Annotated in this window: 18 protein-coding genes; 8 read left to right on the top strand and 10 right to left on the bottom strand. The window is 43.3% G+C overall.

Annotated features, from left to right (window positions below; all coding sequences use genetic code 11):
* Positions 1-163: 163 nt before the first annotated feature.
* From B4Q04_RS01125 to B4Q04_RS01105, 5 genes are all read left to right on the top strand, one after another.
* Positions 164-1537 (top strand): tetratricopeptide repeat protein, encoded by a 1374-nt coding sequence (locus tag B4Q04_RS01125; protein ID WP_236630952.1) that lies wholly within the window; start codon positions 164-166, stop codon positions 1535-1537.
* A 4-nt stretch (positions 1538-1541) separates the two neighbouring features.
* Complete coding sequence (gene lptC, locus B4Q04_RS01120) at positions 1542-2150, top strand: LPS export ABC transporter periplasmic protein LptC (RefSeq protein WP_088695752.1); 609 nt, start codon at positions 1542-1544, stop codon at positions 2148-2150.
* Positions 2143-2346, top strand: a complete 204-nt coding sequence (locus B4Q04_RS01115; RefSeq protein WP_013992561.1) for a hypothetical protein — start codon at positions 2143-2145, stop codon at positions 2344-2346. Before lptC ends, B4Q04_RS01115 begins: the two co-directional genes overlap by 8 nt.
* Before the next feature lie 2 nt (positions 2347-2348).
* The gene (locus B4Q04_RS01110) at positions 2349-3638 is read left to right on the top strand and encodes a hemolysin family protein (RefSeq protein WP_013992560.1); all 1290 of its coding nucleotides are present in this window, start codon (positions 2349-2351) and stop codon (positions 3636-3638) included.
* A gap of 69 nt (positions 3639-3707) precedes the next feature.
* Positions 3708-5825 carry a peptidylprolyl isomerase gene (locus B4Q04_RS01105; RefSeq protein ID WP_013992559.1) on the top strand — a complete coding sequence of 706 codons (2118 nt, stop codon included), beginning with the start codon at positions 3708-3710 and terminating at the stop codon, positions 5823-5825.
* 60 nt (positions 5826-5885) lie between these two features.
* Here B4Q04_RS01105 and B4Q04_RS01100 read toward each other — a convergent pair whose 3' ends face one another.
* Both B4Q04_RS01100 and B4Q04_RS01095 read right to left on the bottom strand, forming a co-directional pair.
* The gene (locus B4Q04_RS01100; RefSeq protein WP_088695751.1) at positions 5886-6800 is read right to left on the bottom strand and encodes a GYDIA family GHMP kinase; all 915 of its coding nucleotides are present in this window, start codon (positions 6798-6800) and stop codon (positions 5886-5888) included.
* Complete coding sequence (locus tag B4Q04_RS01095; protein ID WP_262508223.1) at positions 6797-8161, bottom strand: hydroxymethylglutaryl-CoA reductase, degradative; 1365 nt, start codon at positions 8159-8161, stop codon at positions 6797-6799. The genes B4Q04_RS01100 and B4Q04_RS01095 overlap by 4 nt, the downstream gene beginning before the upstream one ends.
* Positions 8162-8272: 111 nt before the next feature.
* On the opposite strand from B4Q04_RS01095, the gene B4Q04_RS01090 reads away from it, so the two are divergent.
* Both B4Q04_RS01090 and B4Q04_RS01085 read left to right on the top strand, forming a co-directional pair.
* Complete coding sequence (locus B4Q04_RS01090) at positions 8273-10453, top strand: S9 family peptidase (protein ID WP_088695749.1); 2181 nt, start codon at positions 8273-8275, stop codon at positions 10451-10453.
* Between the two features lie 127 nt (positions 10454-10580).
* Complete coding sequence (locus B4Q04_RS01085) at positions 10581-11951, top strand: peptide MFS transporter (protein WP_088695748.1); 1371 nt, start codon at positions 10581-10583, stop codon at positions 11949-11951.
* A 21-nt stretch (positions 11952-11972) separates the two neighbouring features.
* On the opposite strand, the gene B4Q04_RS01080 is transcribed toward B4Q04_RS01085, so the two are convergent.
* The 5 genes from B4Q04_RS01080 to surE all read right to left on the bottom strand — a co-directional run bounded on the left by B4Q04_RS01080 (position 11973) and on the right by surE (position 16936).
* Positions 11973-13991, bottom strand: coding sequence for a ComEC/Rec2 family competence protein (locus tag B4Q04_RS01080; RefSeq protein ID WP_088695747.1), 2019 nt, complete (start codon positions 13989-13991; stop codon positions 11973-11975).
* Positions 13992-14001: 10 nt separating this feature from the next.
* Positions 14002-14556 carry a C40 family peptidase gene (locus tag B4Q04_RS01075; protein WP_046287786.1) on the bottom strand — a complete coding sequence of 185 codons (555 nt, stop codon included), beginning with the start codon at positions 14554-14556 and terminating at the stop codon, positions 14002-14004.
* A 46-nt stretch (positions 14557-14602) separates the two neighbouring features.
* A complete protein-coding gene (lpxB, locus tag B4Q04_RS01070) occupies positions 14603-15715 on the bottom strand; it encodes a lipid-A-disaccharide synthase (RefSeq protein ID WP_088695746.1) in 1113 nt (370 codons plus the stop codon).
* 92 nt (positions 15716-15807) lie between these two features.
* Positions 15808-16092, bottom strand: a complete 285-nt coding sequence (locus B4Q04_RS01065; protein WP_013992551.1) for a hypothetical protein — start codon at positions 16090-16092, stop codon at positions 15808-15810.
* A 64-nt stretch (positions 16093-16156) separates the two neighbouring features.
* The gene (gene surE / locus B4Q04_RS01060) at positions 16157-16936 is read right to left on the bottom strand and encodes a 5'/3'-nucleotidase SurE (RefSeq protein ID WP_013992550.1); all 780 of its coding nucleotides are present in this window, start codon (positions 16934-16936) and stop codon (positions 16157-16159) included.
* 199 nt (positions 16937-17135) lie between these two features.
* Here surE and B4Q04_RS01055 point away from each other — a divergent pair, with 199 nt between their 5' ends.
* On the top strand, positions 17136-19259 hold the full coding sequence (locus tag B4Q04_RS01055; protein WP_013992549.1) for a carboxy terminal-processing peptidase: 2124 nt from the start codon (positions 17136-17138) through the stop codon (positions 19257-19259).
* Between the two features lie 140 nt (positions 19260-19399).
* Here the strand turns inward: B4Q04_RS01055 and B4Q04_RS01050 are convergent, their stop codons facing one another.
* The 3 genes from B4Q04_RS01050 to B4Q04_RS01040 all read right to left on the bottom strand — a co-directional run bounded on the left by B4Q04_RS01050 (position 19400) and on the right by B4Q04_RS01040 (position 22101).
* The gene (locus B4Q04_RS01050) at positions 19400-20740 is read right to left on the bottom strand and encodes a polysaccharide lyase family 7 protein (RefSeq protein ID WP_013992548.1); all 1341 of its coding nucleotides are present in this window, start codon (positions 20738-20740) and stop codon (positions 19400-19402) included.
* A gap of 332 nt (positions 20741-21072) precedes the next feature.
* Complete coding sequence (locus B4Q04_RS01045) at positions 21073-21570, bottom strand: peptide-methionine (S)-S-oxide reductase (protein WP_088695745.1); 498 nt, start codon at positions 21568-21570, stop codon at positions 21073-21075.
* Positions 21571-21687: 117 nt separating this feature from the next.
* Positions 21688-22101, bottom strand: a complete 414-nt coding sequence (locus B4Q04_RS01040) for a DoxX family protein (RefSeq protein WP_013992546.1) — start codon at positions 22099-22101, stop codon at positions 21688-21690.
* Positions 22102-22136 lie beyond the last annotated feature (35 nt).

Below are 22136 nucleotides of genomic sequence, written 5' to 3'. Positions count from 1 at the left end.
TTGTGCAGGAGATTTCTAATTCTTACCGTAGATGTCTTGGTAAAAAATTAGTACATTACCCCTCCAAAAAATTGGAACACTAAATAAGCCATAACAATTCTGGGCACTAACCGAAATTTTGATTGGCAATTTGTAATTTCAAAAAACAAGTAAAAATTAAAAAATGAAAACGAAACTTTACTTCACGGCGATTATGCTTTTAGGGTTTATGGGAGTAAGTAATGCCCAAGCTCAAAATCAAGAATGTATGACCAACTTATCTATATATGTTGAGCATGCAAAAGTGAAAAATTATGAGGCGGCATATACACCTTGGAAAATGGTTTATGACAACTGTCCTGATATCAATAGGGCTAACTTTATTTATGGCGAAAAAATATTGGCCGACAAAATAGAAAAATCTTCCGGGGCCGAAAAAGACGGCTATGTGAAAGATATGTTGGCTTTGTACGATAATAGCGCCAAGTATTTTCCTAAAAAATACTCGCCAGCAACAGTTGCTATAGACAAGGCTTTGTTTTTGTACGATAATAAGATGGCTTCCGATAGCGAATTGTACGATATGTTAGGTGGGGCTTTCGAAAACGATGCCAAAAACTTCAAGAACCCCAAGGCTCTTTATCTTTACTTTTCTAGTTTGGTAGACTTGCATAAGGCGGGAAAGAAAGATTTGCAAGAGGTTTTTGATGTATACGATAACGTAAACGATAAAATTGAGGAAGAGAACAAAAAGCTTACCGATGTAATTACCAAGTTGCTTCCTAAAGATTCGACCGGAACCATTACATCAAAGGAGAAAAGAACTTTGAAAATTGCTACGACCAACTCTACCTCTTATGGTAAGATTGCCGGTAGTGTAGATTCTAAGCTTGGAGCCTTGGCCGATTGTGACAACCTTATTCCTTTGTACGAAAAGAGTTTCGAAGAGAAGAAGGGTGATGTAAACTGGGTAAAGAGAGCTGTGAGTAGAATGTTCAACAAAGAATGTACTGACGATCCATTGTTCCAGAAATTGTTCGAAGCTCAGTTGGCCTTAGATCCTTCGGCAAGTGCCTACGTTTACGGTGGTACCTTGAAAATGAAGAATGGCGATTCAAAAGGGGCCTTGGCCGATTTTGATAAGGCAATGAGCTTGGAGACCGATAACTATAAAAAATCAAATATCGCTTATAAGGTTGCGGTTATCAACAAAAGAAAAGGTAGTAAGTCTACCGCTAGGAAATATGCCCAAATGGCCATTAACGCCAATAAAGCGAATGGTAAGGCGTATTTGTTGATTGCCAACCTATATGCTTCTAGTGCCAATGATTGTGGTAGTAGTGCTTTTGAAAAGCGTGCTATTTACTGGAAAGCTGCAGATATGGCCCGTCAGGCCGGACGAGTGGATCCATCCATTAGCTCTAGTGCCAATCAGGCTGCCCAAAGCTACGCTGCCAAGGCGCCTTCAAAAACAGACATATTCAACTCAGGTATGGCAGGTAAGACTGTTAGCTTCAACTGTTGGGTTGGGGGTAGTGTAAAAGTACCGAACTTATAGAGAGATGATTTCATCTTACGGATATAATTTTAAAAGTATTGCCATGGTTTGTACCATGGCAATACTTTTTTTTTCTTGTCAGGACAACTATAAAAGGTCTGGGGAGGAAAAAGTGCCTTTGGTATATCCCATGGGTATAGCCGAGAATTTTACGGCAACCTATACCGAGGCAAGGGAGATGCTAGAGAGTGAAGACTCTACTTCTACTAGGGTAATAGCGGTATTGACCAGTCCGCTAAACGAAGATTATAACAATCTTAAGTTTCCCCACCGTATTTTTCCAAAGGGCTTATTGGTCAATTATTATAATGAAGAAGGGCAGAAGAGCATTATTAAGGCCGATTACGGCATTATTTATTCTGCTACAAATGTGATAGATTTACAGGGAAATGTGGTTATAGAAAGCCATGATGGTAAAAAGCTTGAGACCCCTCAGTTGTATTGGGATCAAGATGACAACTGGATTTTTACACAAGAAAAGTTTAAGTTTACCAATCCGGAAGACGGTACTATTATGGACGGTGAAGGCATGGATTTTAATCGGGATCTAAGTTTTTTTATTGCCCATAAGACCTATGGTTTAATGACTATTAAAGAAGAGTCTGATGATTAAAATTTTAAAGTATACCGAATATTTGTACTTGGCGGTAGCCTTTTTTTCGCTTTACAGGATATTTACGGATTGGAATACAAACCGTGAAGGCACCTATCTTTTTATCTTTTTTGCCTTAGTTTCTATTGGTATGTTTTTGTTCAGAAGAAACTATCGGAAGAAATTTGAACAGCGCAAGCAAGATAACCAACAGTAATTTTGGAGGCTTCCATTTTTATTATCGTTTTATCGCTGATATTTTCGGCCTTCTTTTCGGGCATGGAAATTGCATTTATTTCCGCCAACAAAATTCATATTGAAATAGAAAAAAAGCAAGAGGGCTTTTTGGCTAAAGTGCTCACGCGTTTGACCAAAAAACCATCGAAATTTATTGCCACCATGCTTATCGGCAATAATATCGCCTTGGTCATATACGGACTGTTCATGGGCGATTTGCTTATGCTTTGGTTTAAGGGCATGGTGCCTTCGGGCAGTGAGTTCCTCAATCTCTTGTTGGGCGACTTTAGTTTGGTCACCCAAACGGTGATATCTACCTTGGTCATTCTTTTTACCGCGGAGTTTCTTCCTAAGGTGCTCTTTCAGATCTATGCCAATAAGTTGTTGAAATTTTTGGCCATACCGGCCTATTTTTTCTATGTGGTATTCTCGGTAATCTCCGAATTTGTAATTTGGATTTCCGATGCTATACTCAAGGCTTTTTTCAAGACCGATGGCGATGAAGTCCAGTTGGCCTTTAGTAAGATTGAACTTGGTGATTATATTACCGAACAGATGGAAACCGTTGAGGAGGAAGATGAAGTGGATTCGGAGATTCAGATCTTTCAGAACGCCCTTGAGTTTGCCGCTGTCAAGGCGCGTGAGGTTATGGTGCCCAGAACCGAGATAATGGCCGTAGAGCTTCATGAGACCCCTAAGAACCTTGCCAAGCTCTTTACCGATACCGGATATTCGAAAATCTTGGTCTATAAAGATACCATCGATAATATCATCGGCTATGTGCATTCCTATGAACTCTTCAAAAAACCAAAGACCATAAAGAGCATTTTGTTACCGGTGGAATTTGTGCCCGAAACCATGCTTATACAAGATATTTTGAACGTTTTGACCAAAAAACGCAAGAGTATAGCTGTCGTTTTGGATGAATACGGAGGTACCTCGGGTATTGTAACCGTTGAAGATATTGTTGAGGAACTTTTTGGGGAAATAGAAGACGAACACGATACTACCGACCTTATTGAGGAGCAACTCGAGGATGGAAGTTATAAGTTTTCGGCCCGGCTTGAGGTCGATTACATAAACGAGGTGTATCGGTTGGAACTTCCAAAAAGTGAAGAGTATGAGACACTTGGCGGTTTGATCGTCAATGAGACCGGGGAAATACCCGAAAAAGATTCTGAAATACGGGTCGAAAATTTTTTATTTAAAATAATTGAGGTTTCAAATACTAAAATCGATTTGGTATCCATGCAAATCGTTGAAAAAGAATAGTTTTTCAATTCTTTTATAATTTGATGGAAAATGGTAATTTCGCAAACTGATTTAAAAAAATCCTAATTAATGGCAATTTTAGAAAACATACGAAAACGGACAACCGTTCTAATACTGATTATTGGCTTGGCCCTTTTCGCATTTGTAATTTCCGGGGTGTTTACCAATGGAGATGTTAGCGGGGGAAAAGTAGGCTCTAGTATAGCTGAAATCAATGGAGAGGAAATTTCAATTGACGCATTCCGTCAAAAAGTGGATGTCGCTTCCCGAAGGTCGGCGAATCCTTCTACCATGCAAACAGTGAACCAAGTTTACGAACAAGAGGTTCGCAATGCCATTTTAGGGCAACAGTTCGAAGAGTTGGGCGTTGATATCGAGCAAGATCAAATCTTGAACTATATCGGTACCATTCCTTCTTATTCACAGAGCCCTCAATTTCAAAACGAGAGCGGTGTGTTCGACCAGAACAAGTTCAGGAACTTTATTGCGGAACTTAAGACAAACAATCCCGAACAATACAATTTGTGGTTGCAAGATGAGCAGGCCATTATTCAGAGCGCCAAACAACAAACATATTTTAACCTTATCAGGGCAGGGATAGGGGCAACCTTGAAAGAAGGGGAGTTCGATTATAAGTTGGCCAACGATAAGATGGATATCAAATATGTCCGTATTCCGTTTACTAGCATTGCCGATAGTACCATCGCGGTGTCAAAAAGTGAAATCCAATCGTACATCAACGAACATAAGAAAGATTTTAGGCAAGAGCCCGCTAGGGATATTCAGTTTGTCTATTTTCAGGAAAAGCCTTCTGTCGAAGACGAGAATGCGGTAAAAGAGGAAATAGCCAAGTTGATCGAAGATGCCGTAGAATACAATGAGCAGACCGATAAGACCGATACCATTGCCGGTTTTAGGACTACCAATGATATAGCCGCTTTCTTAGACCGTAATTCCGATATCAAATTCGATACGATCTATAAATCGAAAAGGGAATTGCCCGCCAAATTTGCCGATACCTTGATGAGTTTAAAGGTTGGCGATCTTTATGGTCCGTATAGGGATGGCGATTACTTCAAGGTTTCCAGAATGGTGGGAAGAAAACCTAATGGGTCGGTAAAGGCCAGCCACATTCTTATTACATACGAAGGGGCGGATCGTGCCAATCCTGATATTACCCGTACCAAAGAGGAAGCTGAGGCTGAAGCCAAGCGTTTGCTTGCGGAAGCCCGAAAGAAAGATGCCAAATTTGTTGAGTTGGCCCGCGATAACTCTGATGGTCCTTCAGCGCCCAACGGTGGCGATCTTGGATATTTCCAAGAAGGAAGAATGGTGCCTGAGTTTAATGATTTCGCCTTTCAGAACAGCGTAGGAACCATTGGTATGGTAGAAACCAGCTTTGGTTTTCACGTGATAAAAATCGACGATAAGCAAGATATTGTTCAGATAGCTACCTTGGCCCGTGAAATCGAGCCATCTGAAGAAACGACCAGCAAATTGTTTACCGATGCTACCAAATTTGAAATGAATTCAATAGAGTCCGATAAGGCTTTTGGTGATTTGGCAAAGGAAAACAAATACGTTGTTCGCCCAGTGAACAAGGTCAAGGCTACCGATGAAAACTTGCCAGGTCTTGGTGAGCAAAGAAGTATCGTACAATGGGCCTTTAATGAAGAAACCCAAATTGGTGATATCAAGCGTTTTGATTTGGTAGGTGGATACGCCGTGGTGCAATTGACCAAGACATACGACGAAGGTTTGATGTCGGTAGAGGATGCATCGGCAATCGTACTACCTAAAATCAGAAAAGAAAGAAAAGCCGAGCAAATTATCGCCGCTAATAAAGGCAAGTCTATCGATGATTTGGCCAAGGACAACAATGTGAGCGTTTCAACGGCTACCGCTTTGACCGTAAAGTCACCGACTATTCCAGGTGCAGGTTCGGAACCGGCAGTTGTAGGTACCGCCTTTGCCATGAAAGAAGGAACTACTTCAGGTTTGATAGAGGGCAATACCGGGGTTTATATGTTGACCGTGACCAAAAGGACCGAAGCGCCTAAATTGGACAACTATAGTACATATGCGAATGCTGTAAAGTCTTCTCGTGAAGCTAGGGTAAGTACAGCGGTTTATCAAGCCTTGAAAGATGCTGCCGAAGTTGAGGATAACCGAGCGGTTTTCTATTAAGAAAATACGCTTATCGATATAATAAAAAAGGCCTTTCTCAAGAAAGGCCTTTTTTTTGTATTACAAAACCATTTGGGCGTAAGTCAAGGTCGTAGGATATCCTTTTTTCTTGAAGTATTCGGGAGTGTTTTGGTTTCCCGATACGAGAACAAAGTCACCGCCCCATGCCCCTAAGCTTTTTACGGTTCCGGGATAGTCGCGAAAAAGTTGTTGTTTGATCGTTGGTGTCTGAAGTGTTCGTGATAATAGGGCTTCATGGCGCTCCATAAGGGTCTCAAAAGTGGCTAGGTCTTCGCACTTCAATACTTCTTGGGTGAGTCGTGTCACGCTCTCGGTCAGCCTAAGGGAGTCGAATTCCATCTTTCGGTATTGGGAAATACCCTCGCGGCTGTTCTGTTTTTTATCCAAATGCACGAAAAAAAGGCGGTCGGTAAATTTCGGATTGAATTCAACGGGCTTCACCGTAGCTTTTTTTTCTTTTACTTGGTAGAGGATCGGACTGTTGTTTTGGGCACAGGCAATGTCATATCCACTTCCTGAAAAAGCATTCCACAACAGTTGAAAGGCATCCACTTTGGCCCATTGGGCTATGTTGTTGATTAGGGTAGACGAAGAACCGAGTCCCCAATCCCTTGGGAAATCCAGTCGGGTCTCTACTTTAAACCCTTGGCTTCCTGAAAGAAAATCAGGGTTCAGTTGATTTGCTTCCTGCAAAAGCCCGATCAATACCCCATCTACCGATTCGTCAGATGGTCTGTTTTTAGGGTTCAGTACTTTGTCGATGTCCAAGGTGGTTTTGAACCAAGGGTTTCCCTTTTCATCGAGACTCTTCCATGAAAGTTCACGGGTGGTGTTCGGACTGATTTTTAGGCTCTGTCCGAATTTTGTGGGCACGGCCAGTCCCCATGCGCCGTCAAGTATGGCATATTCGCCGGTTAAAAGCAGTTTTCCGTTACTGTAGAACTCTTTTGTCATTTGGTGTTCCTCAGCTTTTCAAAGGCCTCTACTACTGCATTGTGTGTGGCCGAGTGTTTTTTAAAATGGTGGGTCAAGGTTTTCTTTTCATCTTCTGTGGCCCCTAGCTGGTTCAAGATGTTCAATAGGTGCATTTTCATATGGCCTTCTTGAATACCGGTGGTGACCAAAGAGCGTACTGCCGCAAAATTTTGCGCTAGGCCCGCAACGGCCACGATCTGCATCAACTCTTGGGCCGATGGTTTTCCTAATATTTCCATGGCCAATTTTACCAATGGGTGAAGGCTTGTGAGTCCGCCAATGGTACCGAGTGCCAGGGGCAGCTCGATCCAAAATTTGAAGGTTTCGTTTTCGATGGCGGCATGGGTGAGGCTTGTGTATGGTCCGTCTTTTGAGGCGTAGGCGTGTATGCCCGCTTCAACGGCCCTAAAATCGTTGCCTGTGGCAAGAACAACGGCATCTATACCGTTCATAATACCCTTGTTGTGGGTCACGGCCCTATGGGGTTCTACCTTTGCAATATTGACGGCCTGCACCATTTTTTCGGCAAATTGCCGTGACGATTCGCTGCTTCCGTCTTTCAATTCGTCTACCGGGCAGCTTACTTCCGCGCGTACCAAACAATCGGGGACATAGTTCGATAAGATGCTCATCACAATTTCAATCGCTTTTTCTTCCTCCGAAAAAAGAGGGAAGGATTGGGCTTCGGCCTTCAAGGTCTTGGCAAACTGCTCTAGGCAAGAATTGATGAAGTTGGCCCCCATGGCATCGAGGGTCTCAAAGGTGCAGTGCAACTGGTAATAGTGGTCGAGGGCTTCGGTTTTGTCACGTAGCTCGATCTTGTTGATGCCGCCGCCCCTTTTTTCCATGTTCTTGGTAATGGCCGAAGCATCGGAAAGAAGCTTTGGGCGTACCTGCTCAAAGAAAGCGGTAAGCCGCTCCTTATTGCCGTGGTACATAAAGTGCACCTGTCCAATTTTTTCCGTTCCTAGAACCTGGGTTTTAAACCCGCCCTTGTCGAGCCAGAATTTGGCCGCCTTGCTAGCTGCCGCTACAACCGAACTTTCTTCTATGGCCATCGGAATGGCGTAAAGCTTGTTGTTGATCAGAAAATTGGGGGCGATACCAAGGGGAAGGTAGTAGTTGGTAATGGTGTTTTCTATAAATTCGTCGTGCAATTGCTGAACGTCCTCGGCAACATTCCAGTACCTTTTAAGCAGTGCTTTTGCCGCTTCCGGGTCTGTTGTGTAATGGGTCGTTAGCCAATCTATTTTTTGCTCTTTCGTCAGTTTTGAGAATCCCTCTATGGGCTGGGTCATAGCTTTTGGTTTCGGTCGGTAAAGATAATGATAATGGTTTATACCTGAGATTGAGATTAAGCACGATAAAACAAGGGATTTTTATGATTTAAAGTTTAAATCTTTGTAAAATTATCACTAAACTTGGGCGATTTAATCTTTTTATAACATTCTATGCAGAAATTAGTTTTAAGCGTCTCTTTTGTCTTCGCCTTTTTGGCGTTTTCATATGCTCAAGAGAAACAAGTTATTACAGTAGAGGCAGTATATGGTGGGGAATTTTCTATTGAAAGGCTTGATGTCCTTAGGTCAATGAAAAATGGGAAGCAATACACCATTTTGAACAGAGGGGCGAATGGGGCTACCACCATTGACAAGTTTGATTATGCCAGTCAGAAAAAAGTGGAGACCATCGTCAGTTCGGCGGATTTGTCGGGAATAGATGGTTTTAGCTCGTACCAGTTTAGTGATGACGAATCACAAGTGCTCTTGGCTACGGAACTAGAGTTCATTTTTAGACGCTCTACCCTTGGTGTTTTTTATGTATATGACCTAAAGTCAAAAAAGTTGACCAAGGTTTCAGATACCAAGATACAAGAGCCTAAGCTATCGCCTGACGGAACAAAAGTGGCCTATGTGAGCAAGAACAACCTGTATTTGTTCGATTTGCTTTCGGGAAATACAAAGCAACTCACAACGGACGGGGAGAAGAACAAGATTATTAACGGGGTTACCGATTGGGTCTATGAAGAGGAGTTTGCCTTTGTCCGTGCTTTTGATTGGAATACCGATGGAAGCAAAATAGCCTTCTTGCGTTTCGATGAAAGCGAGGTGCCCGAGTTTTCCATGGATGTATTTGGAACCGACCTGTACCCAAGCCAAGAAACGTTCAAATACCCTAAGGCCGGTGAGGCCAATGCCAAGGTGAGTTTGCATTTGTACGATGTGAAGTCCGGAAGCACGGCAGCGGTAGATTTAAACGACCCCTATTACATTCCGCGTATCAAGTGGATGAACAACCCGAACTATCTTAGCGTCCAGACCCTGAACCGTCATCAGAACGATTTGAAGCTTTATTCGGTAAACGCAAAGAACAATACGGCTTCGGTCTTGCTCGAAGAAAAAGACAAGGCCTATGTCGATATCACCGATAACCTTACTTTTTTGGCGGACGATAGCTTTATCTGGACCAGTGAGAAAGACGGATATAACCATATTTACCTTCATGATCAAGACGGGCGTCTTGTAAATCAGATAACCAAAGGCCCGTGGGAGGTCACCCGATACTATGGGTATGACCAAAAGGAAGACAAGGTATATTATCAATCTACCGAGAACGGTTCTATCAATAGGGGCGTCTACAGTATTGAAAGTAATGGAAAGAAGAAAAAGGCCTTGGCTGTCGAAGCTGGTACGAACTCGGCCGACTTCAGTGCTGATTTCACTTATTTTATCCATACCTATTCCAATGCCAAAACCCCGCCTGTATATACCTTGCGAAAAGCACTTAGCGGTAAGGAGGTGAAGGAAATAAAGAACAATGAGGCCTTAATGACAAAATTGAAGGCTTATGAACTTAGTGAGAAAGAGTTTTCCTCCATAAACATCAATGGTAACGAGTTGAATATGTATATGGTGAAACCAAAAGATTTCGACCCTTCTAAAAAATACCCCTTATTGATGTACCAGTACAGTGGCCCAGGGTCGCAGAGCGTTTCCAACAGTTGGTTGGATGCCCGTGATCTATGGCACCAACAATTGGCTTCCCAAGGTTATGTGGTGGCCTGTGTAGATGGTAGGGGAACAGGCTTTAAGGGGGCCGACTTTAAAAAATCGACCTACCTAAACTTGGTGAAGTATGAAACGGAAGACCAAATCGCAGCCGCTAGGGAGCTGAGTAAATTGCCTTATATAGATGAAGACAGAACCGGAATTTGGGGCTGGAGCTTTGGGGGACACATGGCTACGAACTGTATTCTGAAAGGAAACGATGTCTTTGAAACGGCCATAGCCGTAGCGCCCGTTACTACTTGGCGTTTTTACGATACCATTTATACGGAGCGCTTTTTGCGTACGCCTGCGGAAAATCCGGCAGGTTACGATGAAAACTCCCCGTTGAACTATCCTGAAATGTTAAAAGGTGATTATTTGTTGGTTCACGGATCGGGTGATGATAACGTACATGTGCAGAATTCAATGCGTATGATAGAAGCCCTGGTACAGGCCAACAAACAGTTTGACTGGGCCATTTATCCCGATAAAAACCACGGAATTTACGGAGGGAATACCCGAGTACATCTTTTTAATAAAATGACAAACTTTTTGGGCGAGCACCTTTTGCATCCCAAAAAATAAACGACCAAAGCAACAAAGATTAGTGAAGGAAGTTCTTTCGACAAGAACGAGGACCCGAAAAAAAGAGTATTTTAATCGACTTTTAAGCTAATCTCGATAGAAATCAATTTAACAAATAACAAATTTTATGGCATTAGTAGAAAAGGCACCGCATGAAAAAGAGCTGTTCGGGCATCCGGTAGGTTTATACATCCTGTTTTTCACTGAAATGTGGGAACGGTTTTCGTATTATGGAATGCGGGCTATTTTGGTTTTGTATCTGGTAACGAAGACCTCTGAGGTAAATTCTGGTTTGGGTTGGACCAATAATGAGGCTTTGGCGCTTTACGGTTGGTACACCATGTTGGTTTATGTGGCCTCTATACCAGGCGGAATTATTGCGGATAGGATCCTTGGGCAAAAGAAGGCCGTAATTCTAGGGGCGATTCTTCTTGTTATTGGCCATAGTATTTTGGCTATTGAGGAAATGTGGGCGTTTTACACGGGTCTGGGATTCATTATTTCAGGTGTTGGTATGCTAAAGCCTAATATTTCCACTATGGTAGGAGGCTTGTACAAAAAGGATGATATAAGAAGGGATAAGGGATTTACCATTTTTTATATCGGCATTAATATCGGGGCATTTCTTTCTAGTTTAATAGTGGGATATGTAGGCGAGGTCTATGGCTGGCACTACGGTTTTGGACTGGCGGGAATTTGTATGTTCTTTGGCTTGGTTCAATTCGTTCTTGGTCAAAAATACCTCTACGGCGTTGGTGACTATTTAGGGAAATCGAAAAATGTAGAGGATCGCGAGTCCTTGAAAAGGCCCTTGACCAAAATTGAAAAGGATAGGGTTGTCGTTTTGATCATATCTTTCTTAATGGTAATCGTATTTTTTGGCGCCTTCGAGCAGGCAGGGGGCTTAATGAACCTGTATGCCAAGGATTATACGGATAGAATGTTGTTCGGATGGGAAGTTCCGGCTTCATGGTTTCAGGCCGCTAATTCCTTTTTTATTATTACCCTCGGAACTGCGGTTGCCGGCTATTGGGCCAAACGAAAGTTGAAGGGCAAACATGCTTCCTCGCTATTTAAAATGATAATGGGTCTTATTATCATGGGTACGGGATTTTTGTTTATGACAGCGGCAACGGCACAATATCAAAGTACGGGATCATCAGCTATGTACTGGTTGGTTTTGGCCTATTTGTTCCATACCGTTGGCGAATTGAGCTTGTCGCCGGTATCGCTTTCATTCGTGACCAAATTGGCTCCGGCAAAATATGCTTCCTTAATGATGGGACTATACTTTGCAACTACGGGCTTTGGAAATAAATTGGCAGGTATTTTAGGGGAGTCCGCATCTCAATTTGGAGAATATAAGGTGTTTACGGGTATTGCTATTTTCTGTATCCTATTCGGTGCTTTGGTATGGTTGTTTTTGAGCAAACTAAAAGCTTTGACACATGGGGCGGAAGATAACGAAAGGAAAATGACAAGTGCCGATGCTTCATAGGTAATTGAGACACGGGTAATGTCAATCGAAATAATAGGCTCCCTTTTCGCCAGTAGCGTGAAAAGGGAGTTTTCTTTTTAGGCAGGTCTGCTTCCACCGGTCGATATAGCTTTTGTAGTTGCTGCCATCGGCAATAATACACCGCGGCTCCAATTTGGCGATGACCCTTTCAAGATTGAGTTTGGGCGATTGGGTAAGGATAAGGTAATCGACCTGCCTATTGTTTCCGGGATAGACGGCAAGACTGTCGATGACCAAAAGCTTTTTATCCTTCCATACATAGCTGTTCTTGAGGTTGGGGTAGGAGATGTCGGAAATTCGCTCAGCAACGCTGTAATCGCGGATAATTGTACCTAGGCGGGCTGTGTCCCTGCTTATGCCCTGCAGTTCTTTTCCCATTTGGTGAATGAGGGCGGTGTTCTTGGTTTGATGGACCAGAAGCAGTACATTTTTTTCTGAAGCTTCGTAATGGCAATATAGAAGCCACAACTGAAATGTTATGACCGTCATGGCAAGGGCAAGCACCTTTTTGAAATTTGGACGGCCGATCAGTAAGGCGAGGCAAAAAAGACCGGCATAGGCCAGTGCCATTTGAACCCCGTCGAATGGGATGTTCTTGAAAACAAAGGCTTCTTGTTGTGCTACCCAGGCAATGATGGAGTTCATCCACCCGATCAGGGTGTCGTAAGAGCTGATCAGTAGGTTAGGATAGACGTCTGCCAAGGCCAATAGAATGATCAAGATACCGATTCCCAATAGGGCGCCCAGTGCAGGAACGATCAGCAGGTTGCTTATGAAGAACAAAGCCGGAAATTGATGGAAATAGAATAGGCTTATCGGGAGAACGCCCAACTGTGCGGCTATACTTACCGATAGTAGCTCCCAGGCCTTGCGAACGACCAGGTTTTTGGGGAGCCACAACTTCTGTATCCGTGGATAGAACCAAACGATGGCGAGCACTGCCGTATAGCTCATTTGAAAACCTACCTGAAAGAGCAGGTTCGGGTCAATGGCCAATAGAATGAAGAACATGGATAGGGCCAAAATGTTGAACGTATTGTTCGGTCGGTTGAGATACATGCTATAGGCCAAGAACGAAAACATGGTCACCGCCCTTACGACCGAGGCCGATAGGCCCGAAAGAAAGGCAAAGCCCCATAGTAAAATCACGGTCATGGCCAGTTTTACGCTTTTGCCCTTAGGAAGCCGCTCAATGGGGCGTAAAAGAAACTGTAGCAATAGCAACAAAATACCAATGTGTAGTCCTGAAACCGCTAGAATATGAACGGCGCCCGCGTTTTTGTAATCTGTGTAGGTTTCTTCGGAAATATCGTTGCGTTGCCCAAGGAGCAAGGCTTGGATAATGCTTAGTTCGTCTTTGCCAAAACGGGCTTTCCGTAGTTGGGAGATGATGTGGTTACGTGTCTTTGCGGCTAGACCGTATAGGCTTGAAGAGGTCTTTTCAAGGGAGATAAATGCTTTGGGCGCCATCTGTATTTGATGGGATATGCCCAGTCCGTTTAGGTATGCTTTGTAATTGAACTGATGCGGATTCAAAGCCTCCCTTGTTTTTGTAATGCTTCCGTACCATACCAATTCGTCATCGACTTGAAGTTTTTGAAGGGTGGAATCAGGAGTAAGGTTGAGCAATACCTTACCTGTGGCCCTTTGTTGGTCCAGCCCTCGGATTTCGCCAATATATCTATCGGAAAAGGACGTGGGCTTCAATACCCTTGAAATCTTGATGTGCCAAGTGTGGTTTCCCTTAAAATCGTGGTTGAGATAGTGGTTTGCCTGGTTTTCAGGGTGAGCCAGTGACGTGGCGAAAATACCGGTGGATAGTGTGGTCAAAACAGCTAGATAGCCAAATAGATGCGATTCGTTCCATTTATCATTGAAACGTAGTATGCCTAAAGCCACGAGAAGGGCTAGACAAGTTGCCATAGGGTAAGGAACGGGAAGCTGAAGATAATTGCCCACTATAATACCCAAAATCAAAACCAGTGTCAGTTTAATGGGTATGAAGCGAAGCAACTTCATCGTTTAGAGACTATAGAATTCGATTGGCTTTTATGAATGCACTGCTCCAATAACCTTCCCTGAGGGAGGAAACGATTACGCCCCTAGACGTCGAGGCATGTACAAATTTGATATCGTTGTTCTTTACCGAAACCACCATGCCCACGTGGTTAATACGCTTGCTCCGCTTACTGGTCTTAAAAAAGAGGAGGTCTCCCTTCTCAATATTGCCCTTACGTATGGTCTTGCCTTCTTCGGCCATGTGGTAAGAGGTACGGGGCAGTTTTATGTCGTTTTCGCCAAAAGCCACGTAAAGCAGGCCAGAGCAGTCCATTCCTTTTTTTGTGGTACCGCCATATTTGTAACGGACACCTGAAAATTTAAGGGCCGTGTCGATAATGTCATCGGCTTTTGAGCGCTTGGACGCAGCAGTTTTTTTAACGGGCCTAGATTCTCTTTTAGGGGCTTCCGTGGTTTTGGCCGCTACGGTTATTTTGCGCGGCTCCCTTTGGGCGGCTTTCTTTTTTGAGCTGCCACAACTGGCAAGCAAACAGATGAATAGAATGAAGAAAATTTTACGAAGCATGAACACAAATCCTTTTCTTGATGGGGTACCAAGGGTATACCCAAATTTAAACATTTTCTATTATACGGGTAGCGGCATTCTCACTTGCGCCTTTGCCGCCCAGTTTTTTTTCAAGCTCATCATAGGCTTGAATTTGTGCCGTACGGGCCGGCCCTTTAAGTATTTTGTTCAGTTCGGTTTGGATATTCTTGGTGGTCAAATCGTTTTGGATCAGCTCTTTTACGACCTCTTTGCCCATGATCAGGTTTACGAGCGAAATGTATTCAAGGGTAATGATACGTTTGGCAATCTGATAGGAGAGCCAGTTGGCCCGATAGCAAACCACTTGGGGGACTTTGAAAATCGCGGTTTCCAAGGTGGCGGTTCCGCTGGTGACCAAGGCGGCATAGGCTATGCTCAAAAGGTCGTAGGTTTTATTGGCCACAAAACTTACGTTCGGGTTTTTGAGAAAGGGCTGGTAAAAATCGTGGTCGAGACTGGGCGCCCCGGCAATTACGAATTGATAGTCGGAAAAATCCTTGATGACCGATAACATTAAGGTCAGCATCTTTTGAACCTCTTGTTTCCGGCTTCCGGGCAATAGGGCGATAATCTGTTTATCGGGATCTAAATTGTTTTCCTTTCGGAAATTTTGCTCGTTAACGGGGCTCCGGTCGCTAATGGCATCTATAAGTGGATGTCCCACAAAGTTCACCGGATAGCCGTGCTTCTTTTCATAGAAATCTTTTTCAAACGGAAGAATAACGTGCATGGCGTCAATATCCCGTTTGATGTCTTTGATACGTCCTTCCCTAGAGGCCCAGATTTGAGGGGAAATATAGTAATTGGTCTTAAAGCCCAGTGCTTTCGCCCACTTGGCTATGCGAAGGTTAAAACCCGAATAGTCGATAAAGACAATGATGTCGGGCTGAAATTCCTGGATGTCGGCCTTACAGAATTTAATGGCTTTTGCGATGGTACCTAAGTTCATCAGCACCTCTAAAAACCCCATAAAGGCCATTTCCTTGTAATGTCGCACCAAAGTGCCTCCGGCTTGTTGCATAAGGTCGCCTCCCCAAAACCGGATGTCCGCGTTCGGGTCTTTGGCCTTAAGGGCCTTCATCAGATTCGACCCGTGAAGATCGCCCGACGCCTCGCCTGCAATTATATAGTACTTCATTACAAATTGAATACAGTTAATACCTGCCCTGTAAAAGAGAGAACTCGGTTAAGGTAAAATTCGTATACCCTGGCCCGAGTAATTTTTATCGTTTAAAAAACTTTATAGTAAAGAATGGCCAGTGCCGTTAGGATCGTGGCGATAAGAACACCCTTGGCCCTGTTGTCACGCCTAATGCGAAGAAAACCAAAAAAAGCGATAAGGTTTAAAATAGCGCCCAAGGCCAAAAGGCTGCCAATGTGGCCTTGTTGTATTGCTGCCTCAAAAGTTTCGGCTATACCGAAATCTGAAAACAGTAGAATGTAGAGCAAGGTGCCGATGGTATTAGCTATAATTCCTACCAAAAAACCTATGGCAAGTTCTTTTTTAACGTTCATGCTTGTTTAGTTTAGTCGATTCTTTTCGGTGGTGCAAAGGTATACTTCTTTAACGTTCTTTTGGTTATTGGTCAAAATGCCAGCCGTTCAGTTGCTGGATGACATGGTGGGCCGTAAGGTCGAATTGGGTGGGCACTACCGATACATAGTTGTGCGCCAAGGCCCATTCGTCGGTATCTTCCCCTTTGTCGAGCAATTCAAATTCACCGGTCAACCAGTAGTAATCCTTGCCTCCGGGACTTTTGCGTTTATCGAATTTTTCCTTCCAGTTTGCACGGGCCTGCCTGCAGATTTTTATTCCTTTGATATCCTCCTTCTTCGCTTTCGGGATGTTTACATTTAAAACCACACCTTTAGGAATGCCGTTGGCCAAAGATTCACTCACGATTTTTTTGATGATATCGCCGGCAGGTTCAAAGTCGGCATGCCATGAATAGTCGCAGAGCGAAAAGCCTATGGCGGGAATACCTTCGATTCCGGCCTCTATGGCAGCACTCATGGTTCCTGAGTAGATTACGTTTATAGATGAGTTGGATCCGTGGTTTATGCCACTGACACAGATGTCGGGTTTGCGGTCGAGCAATTCTTGAAGTGCCATTTTCACACAATCCGCAGGGGTGCCGCTACAGCTGTATTCTTCTCGGGCGCCGTGCTCCTTGTCGACCACAATTTTTGCCGAAAATAGGGTGTTGTCTATGGTTATGGCGTGTCCTTGGCCCGATTGGGGGCCGTCGGGAGCTACCACCACTACGTCGCCCAGTTCTTTCATGTAACGAATTAAGGCCCGTATTCCCGGAGCGGTAATGCCGTCGTCGTTCGTTACTAAAATCAAAGGTTTTTTCATGCGGAATACTTTATAGCGCAAAAATACGTTTTACAGAACATATCGGCCTAAGTTCGTTTAACAAAAAATTAGTGCCTTTGCTCAAAGGGTGGCATGGTTTTTTCAGTATCTTAGGGAATTCATTACTTTTAAGTGTGAAAAGTACAATCTTCACCCTCTACCAGGGTTGGTTATTAAAAATAAAACGAAAATAGAATATATGAAAAGGAATCTTGCCTATTCACTTTTGGTAATGCTCATATCCGTTGCCTCATGTAGCTTTACCAATAAGTCTTTTGAGAATGACGATAAAGACAAATTGCTTTTAGATCTTATTACCTATGTCTTGGAAAAAGGGCACTACGAACCTAAGAACATCGATGACGATTTTTCGGTCAGTGTATTTGAGGATTTTATAGATGTTCTTGACCCTACCAAAAGATATTTTTTGGAGGAAGACATCAAGGAGTTTGAGCAATACAAATTTCAACTTGACGACCAGATCAAGAGTACCGATATCTCTTTTTTCAATTTAGTCTATGGAAGGTTAAGGCAACGCATGACCGAGGCGGAAGCTTTGTACAAGGAAGTATTGGAGAAACCTTTTGACTATTCAAAAAATGAGAGCATCAATATCGATTACGAGAAGATGACCTTTGCCAGTTCAAAAAAGGAACTAAGGGAGCGTTGGAGGCAACAATTAAAGTACGCCACCTTGGGAACATACGATTCTAAGATGAAACTGGTAGGCGAAAAGCCGGAAGATGGCGGAAAGCCATTGACACAAAAGGAAGCTGAAAAGTCCGCTAGGGAATCTACCAAGAAAACCTTGGACGAGTTTTTTGATTTTGTCAACGACCTACAACGTAAAGATTGGTTCGTACAATACATCAATACCATTGTTGATGAGTTCGATCCGCATACCTACTATTTTGCTCCCGATGAAAAGGATAAGTTCGATACCAGTATGTCGGGTAAGTTTGAAGGTATAGGCGCACGATTGCAAAAAAAGCCCGAAGGGGCCAAGATTGTCGACATTATCTCTGGAGGACCTGTCTGGCGTGATGCACGTTTGGAAGTCGGAGACCAAATCATAAAAGTGGGTCAAGAAGGTGAAGAGCCTATCAATATTGTAGGTATGCGTTTAGACGATGCCATTAAATTGATCAAGGGGCCTAAAGGTACCGTGGTTGAATTAACAGTACGTAAAATAGACGGTTCATTGGAAACCGTACAACTTACCAGGGATGTGGTAGAGCTTGAAGAGTCTTTTGCCAAGTCGGCGAATATTATCAAGGACGACCGTAAGTACGGAATCATCGATTTGCCCAAGTTCTATGTAGATTTTGACGATTATACCGAGAGAAACGCGGCTACCGATGTGGCCAAAGAAGTTGAGCGCTTGAAACAAGAAGGGGCAGAAGGACTTATTCTTGATTTGAGGGACAATGGTGGCGGATCTCTAAAGACCGTAGTTGAAATGGCCGGACTCTTTATTAAAGACGGTCCGATCGTTCAGGTAAGGTCTTCGGGCAAGGGCAAGGATGTTTATGATGACAAAGACGAACGTATTCAATGGGATGGACCTTTGGTTATCTTGGTGAACGAACTTTCGGCTTCAGCCTCTGAAATTTTGGCCGCAGCCATGCAAGATTATAAAAGGGCCATTGTTATAGGAAGCAAGCAGACCTTTGGAAAAGGTACCGTACAGAACGTCATTCCACTTGATAACATCGTACGCAGTAATGAGCATGGCGATTTAGGGGCCATAAAAATCACGACCCAAAAATTCTACCGTATCAACGGAGGGTCTACTCAGCTCGAAGGGGTAAAGAGTGACGTGGTGGTTCCGGACAAATATAGCTATATCGACCTAGGGGAAAGGGATCAAGCGAATCCATTGAAATGGGATAAGATCTCACCGGCCGATTATAAGCCATGGGATGGTTATATCGATTACGAGAAGACCATTGCCAATAGTACCAAAAGAATGGCCAACAACCCACAGATCAAGTTAATCGAAGAAAATGCAAAATGGTTGAAGTTGGAAAGTGATGAAACCGAAATTTCTTTGAACTACGATGCGTACAGAGAAGAAGAAAAGGAACACAAGAAAAAGTCCGATTACTTTAAGGCGATAAGCGAATACGATTCTAAATTGGCTTTCGAGTCATTGAAGTATGAAGAGCAATTGTTTACAAAAGATTCGGTCTTGCGTGAAAAGCGTGACAGATGGCACAAGGCCTTGGCTAAAGATGTGTATGTTGAGGAAGCCGTGAATGTTTTGGAGGACTTACAAAAGAATAATATAGAGCACGGTAAATTGGCCGCTGTAAAAGGATAATAAGAAGAGTTTATATTGAAAAGCCCTGATGTCAGTACATCAGGGCTTTTTTTATTTAAGGGTAGGCCGCCCATCGTAAAAAAATAGAGGTAGTAGCTTTGGGGCTACTACCTCTCGCAAACAAAGGGGGTTAAAGCTTCTTAATTGTGGGTTACGCTTAGGTTTTTGATACGAACCAAACCGTAGGATCCCGTATAACTTGCGCCTTTAACGGATTGCAAGTAGTTACCGACTTTAAAATAGTTTTCAGATAGATCGTCAACTTCCATTTTCTTTCTGAATACGCTAGAGCCGTTCATAAAGAGTTCTACGTAACCTCCGGAATATACCAGTTTACAGTTGTAAGTGGTGTCAAGACTGTAGCCGCTGAAGGTTTGGCTGCCTCCTTGTTCTTCGGTAACATAGCCGCTGATCTTTAGTTTTACCGATCCCGATGATTGGTTTTCTTCACCAATGAACTGAACCCTTACTACATCATCGACTTCAACGCCGTCTGAATTTTTACTTGGCCCATGTATTTGACCAAAGCAGAGTACCCCGCCATCGCCGTCGGTATCTTGTGGGAGCTGGTTTACCTGTACGGTCCATTCCATGGTATGGGTGCCGCTATCGCCGGTCCAACTTGCCAAGTTGCCGTTGTCCATCTCACGTAGCTCTACCCTTGGGTTTTGTGAATTGGCCGAACCGCCCAAACCTCTGTAGCATTTAAAGTATACCCATTCGCCATCGGTATAGAAGTAATTGTCATCGGAATAGGTATTGTACGAAATGCCACTGGCATCGGTAATGTCATCGTAATAGGTGGCAGATGAGCCTGGACTTCCTATAAAACTGTTTATTTTCCAAGTGTTTGCCGTGATGCCTAGAACTGAGGCAGGTGAGTTTCCGCTAATGGGAAGGGTGGACGAACCACCGGAGCCCCATGCTTGGAATTTGGTAATGCTGTTCCATAGAACGGTGCTTCCACCGCTGTTAAGTACATAGCCCTTACCGACAATCCTAATATAACGGGCGGTAGAGTTGGGGAGGTCAATAGTTTCGTAATCCGAAGTAGAACCTGAACTGGTTTTCGATTTGATTTTCGTTAGGCTAGAAGTAGAATTACCTACCCAAACTTCATACTTGGTCTTTCTGCTGTCTCCTTTATAGAAAGCGATTTTCACGTAATCAATATTGGCCGAACTGCCAAGGTCGTATGTGATGGAAGCCCCATCACCATAACCTGACCAACGGGTAGACGTAGATCCGTCTAGGGTATTACTGGCTACATTCGGTGATTGTGAGGTGCTGGCCGAGACCGAAGAAATTCCAATGGCCGTTGAATTGGCGGAAAGTTTGGTAAGGACCGCTTCTTCCTCTGGGTCGACTGGTTCTTCCGAACAACTTCCTAGGCATAAGGCCAAGAAAAATACGGGAATAAGTTTCCACATAATGTCTCCGTTGACGACCGTGCGAAGCGTCGTAAATACATTTTTTTTCATAATAGTTCAATATTAAATTTAGGATTATTGGTTATCCACTTTGGTTAACCAGTTGTATAATGTTAGAAATTAATTTCATATTAACAAAATATTAGTAGGTAAATTCGATAAAAAGATAAAGTTTTGTCTGTTTGTTTTGTTGATTAATTTTGTAGGTAATTTCTTTGGAATCAATGTTTTGTAAGGGGGTATTCTTTTTTGGTTTCTTGTAAGAAAAGTGAAGGGGAGGGTGAGGAGTAGATACTGATATGCAGCAACACTTCTTTTAAGAATAGCGGAACGCGGGTATGTTTTTAGAAAAGGTAAATAGGAGTTTTTCGGTCTAAGTCCTTTTAGTCGATCGAGGTTACCAAGGTTCTAAACTGGCTTAAGAGCAATTGTAGTTTAGGGGCGATATACGCTTTACAAAATGGTTTTTCAGGGTTGCTGATGTAATAATTTTGAAAGCGGGCTTCTGAAGGTTTAAATGAAACAAAAGGTAGAACCTGGGTTATTAATGGGGCGCTAAAATCTTTTTGCAATAGTTTTAGAAGGCCGATGACATCACGGTGCTGTTGCTGCGAAAAGCTGTAGACTGCCGAGCGATACTTATCGCGCATACTATGGTACGAAGTGCTTTTATGGGTGTGGAGGTGAATTTCGACCAGGTCTTTTAGAGTAATGCTTTCTGGCTTGAAATGTACAATGATGGCTTCTGAGAAAGTGCTATGGCTTCCCGTTGATGCCACAAAGCCCTGCTCTACCTTGTCGACTCCCCTTAAGGATTGAAAAACGGCTTCCGTACACCAGTGGCAACCTCCGCCCAAAGCTATTTTTTCCATATAACACATTTGTATCGTTCCTGTTTTGTCGCTGTATGGGGCCAATACTTGCTAGGGGGTTAAAATAAAAAGACCCACTGGGAAAGTAGGTCTTTAAATCGCGAATGTAAAGCTGTAGCGCCCAAATCATGCTACAGTTTCTAGCCTAGGTCGAGTTTGAATAGCGTTTATGGCCAATTTGTTTTGTTCGTTCAGTTTTCTGTTCTGTATGTAGGTTATATAAAGGGCTACGATACAGAAAACGGCAGCTGCGCCATTGCCATCCTTGACCAATAGGTGGGCAATGATTCCGAAAGTAAGGTTGAGGAAAAATCCGGCATAGGCCCATTCGCGGACCCAGCCACTTTTATTGAAAACAAGAACGGCCAGCCCCAATAATTGGGCGCTTCCTAAAACAAATATTAAGTAGGGTGGGTATCCTAATTCTTCAAATTTGAGAACTACGGCCTCGTAGTTGAAGAAAGAATTGGCTACGGCATAAATGATAGCCAAAGAAAAAAAGGAGAGGGCAATGCGGTAGTAAAGCTTTGTGGTTTTCATAGAAATGGGTTTTAAGAGAGTCTACCGAAGTTACT

This window comes from Zobellia sp. OII3, assembly GCF_002211465.1.
In the GTDB taxonomy this organism is placed as follows: domain Bacteria; phylum Bacteroidota; class Bacteroidia; order Flavobacteriales; family Flavobacteriaceae; genus Zobellia; species Zobellia galactanivorans.
This window is presented reverse-complemented; position numbering and strand designations above follow the sequence as displayed.

Bases quoted from the DNA above. Each gene is read 5' to 3' on its own strand.
- B4Q04_RS01055 (WP_013992549.1), top strand. From the start codon at position 17,136: ATGAAAAGGAATCTTGCCTATTCACTTTTGGTAATGCTCATATCCGTT.
- B4Q04_RS01115 (WP_013992561.1), top strand. From the start codon at position 2,143: ATGATTAAAATTTTAAAGTATACCGAATATTTGTACTTGGCGGTAGCC.
- B4Q04_RS01125 (WP_236630952.1), top strand. From the start codon at position 164: ATGAAAACGAAACTTTACTTCACGGCGATTATGCTTTTAGGGTTTATG.
- B4Q04_RS01065 (WP_013992551.1), bottom strand. From the start codon at position 16,092: ATGAACGTTAAAAAAGAACTTGCCATAGGTTTTTTGGTAGGAATTATA.
- B4Q04_RS01080 (WP_088695747.1), bottom strand. From the start codon at position 13,991: ATGAAGTTGCTTCGCTTCATACCCATTAAACTGACACTGGTTTTGATT.
- B4Q04_RS01045 (WP_088695745.1), bottom strand. From the start codon at position 21,570: ATGTGTTATATGGAAAAAATAGCTTTGGGCGGAGGTTGCCACTGGTGT.
- B4Q04_RS01090 (WP_088695749.1), top strand. From the start codon at position 8,273: ATGCAGAAATTAGTTTTAAGCGTCTCTTTTGTCTTCGCCTTTTTGGCG.
- B4Q04_RS01100 (WP_088695751.1), bottom strand. From the start codon at position 6,800: ATGACAAAAGAGTTCTACAGTAACGGAAAACTGCTTTTAACCGGCGAA.
- B4Q04_RS01050 (WP_013992548.1), bottom strand. From the start codon at position 20,740: ATGAAAAAAAATGTATTTACGACGCTTCGCACGGTCGTCAACGGAGAC.
- B4Q04_RS01040 (WP_013992546.1), bottom strand. From the start codon at position 22,101: ATGAAAACCACAAAGCTTTACTACCGCATTGCCCTCTCCTTTTTTTCT.
- B4Q04_RS01105 (WP_013992559.1), top strand. From the start codon at position 3,708: ATGGCAATTTTAGAAAACATACGAAAACGGACAACCGTTCTAATACTG.
- surE (WP_013992550.1), bottom strand. From the start codon at position 16,936: ATGAAAAAACCTTTGATTTTAGTAACGAACGACGACGGCATTACCGCT.
- B4Q04_RS01085 (WP_088695748.1), top strand. From the start codon at position 10,581: ATGGCATTAGTAGAAAAGGCACCGCATGAAAAAGAGCTGTTCGGGCAT.
- lpxB (WP_088695746.1), bottom strand. From the start codon at position 15,715: ATGAAGTACTATATAATTGCAGGCGAGGCGTCGGGCGATCTTCACGGG.
- B4Q04_RS01075 (WP_046287786.1), bottom strand. From the start codon at position 14,556: ATGCTTCGTAAAATTTTCTTCATTCTATTCATCTGTTTGCTTGCCAGT.
- lptC (WP_088695752.1), top strand. From the start codon at position 1,542: ATGATTTCATCTTACGGATATAATTTTAAAAGTATTGCCATGGTTTGT.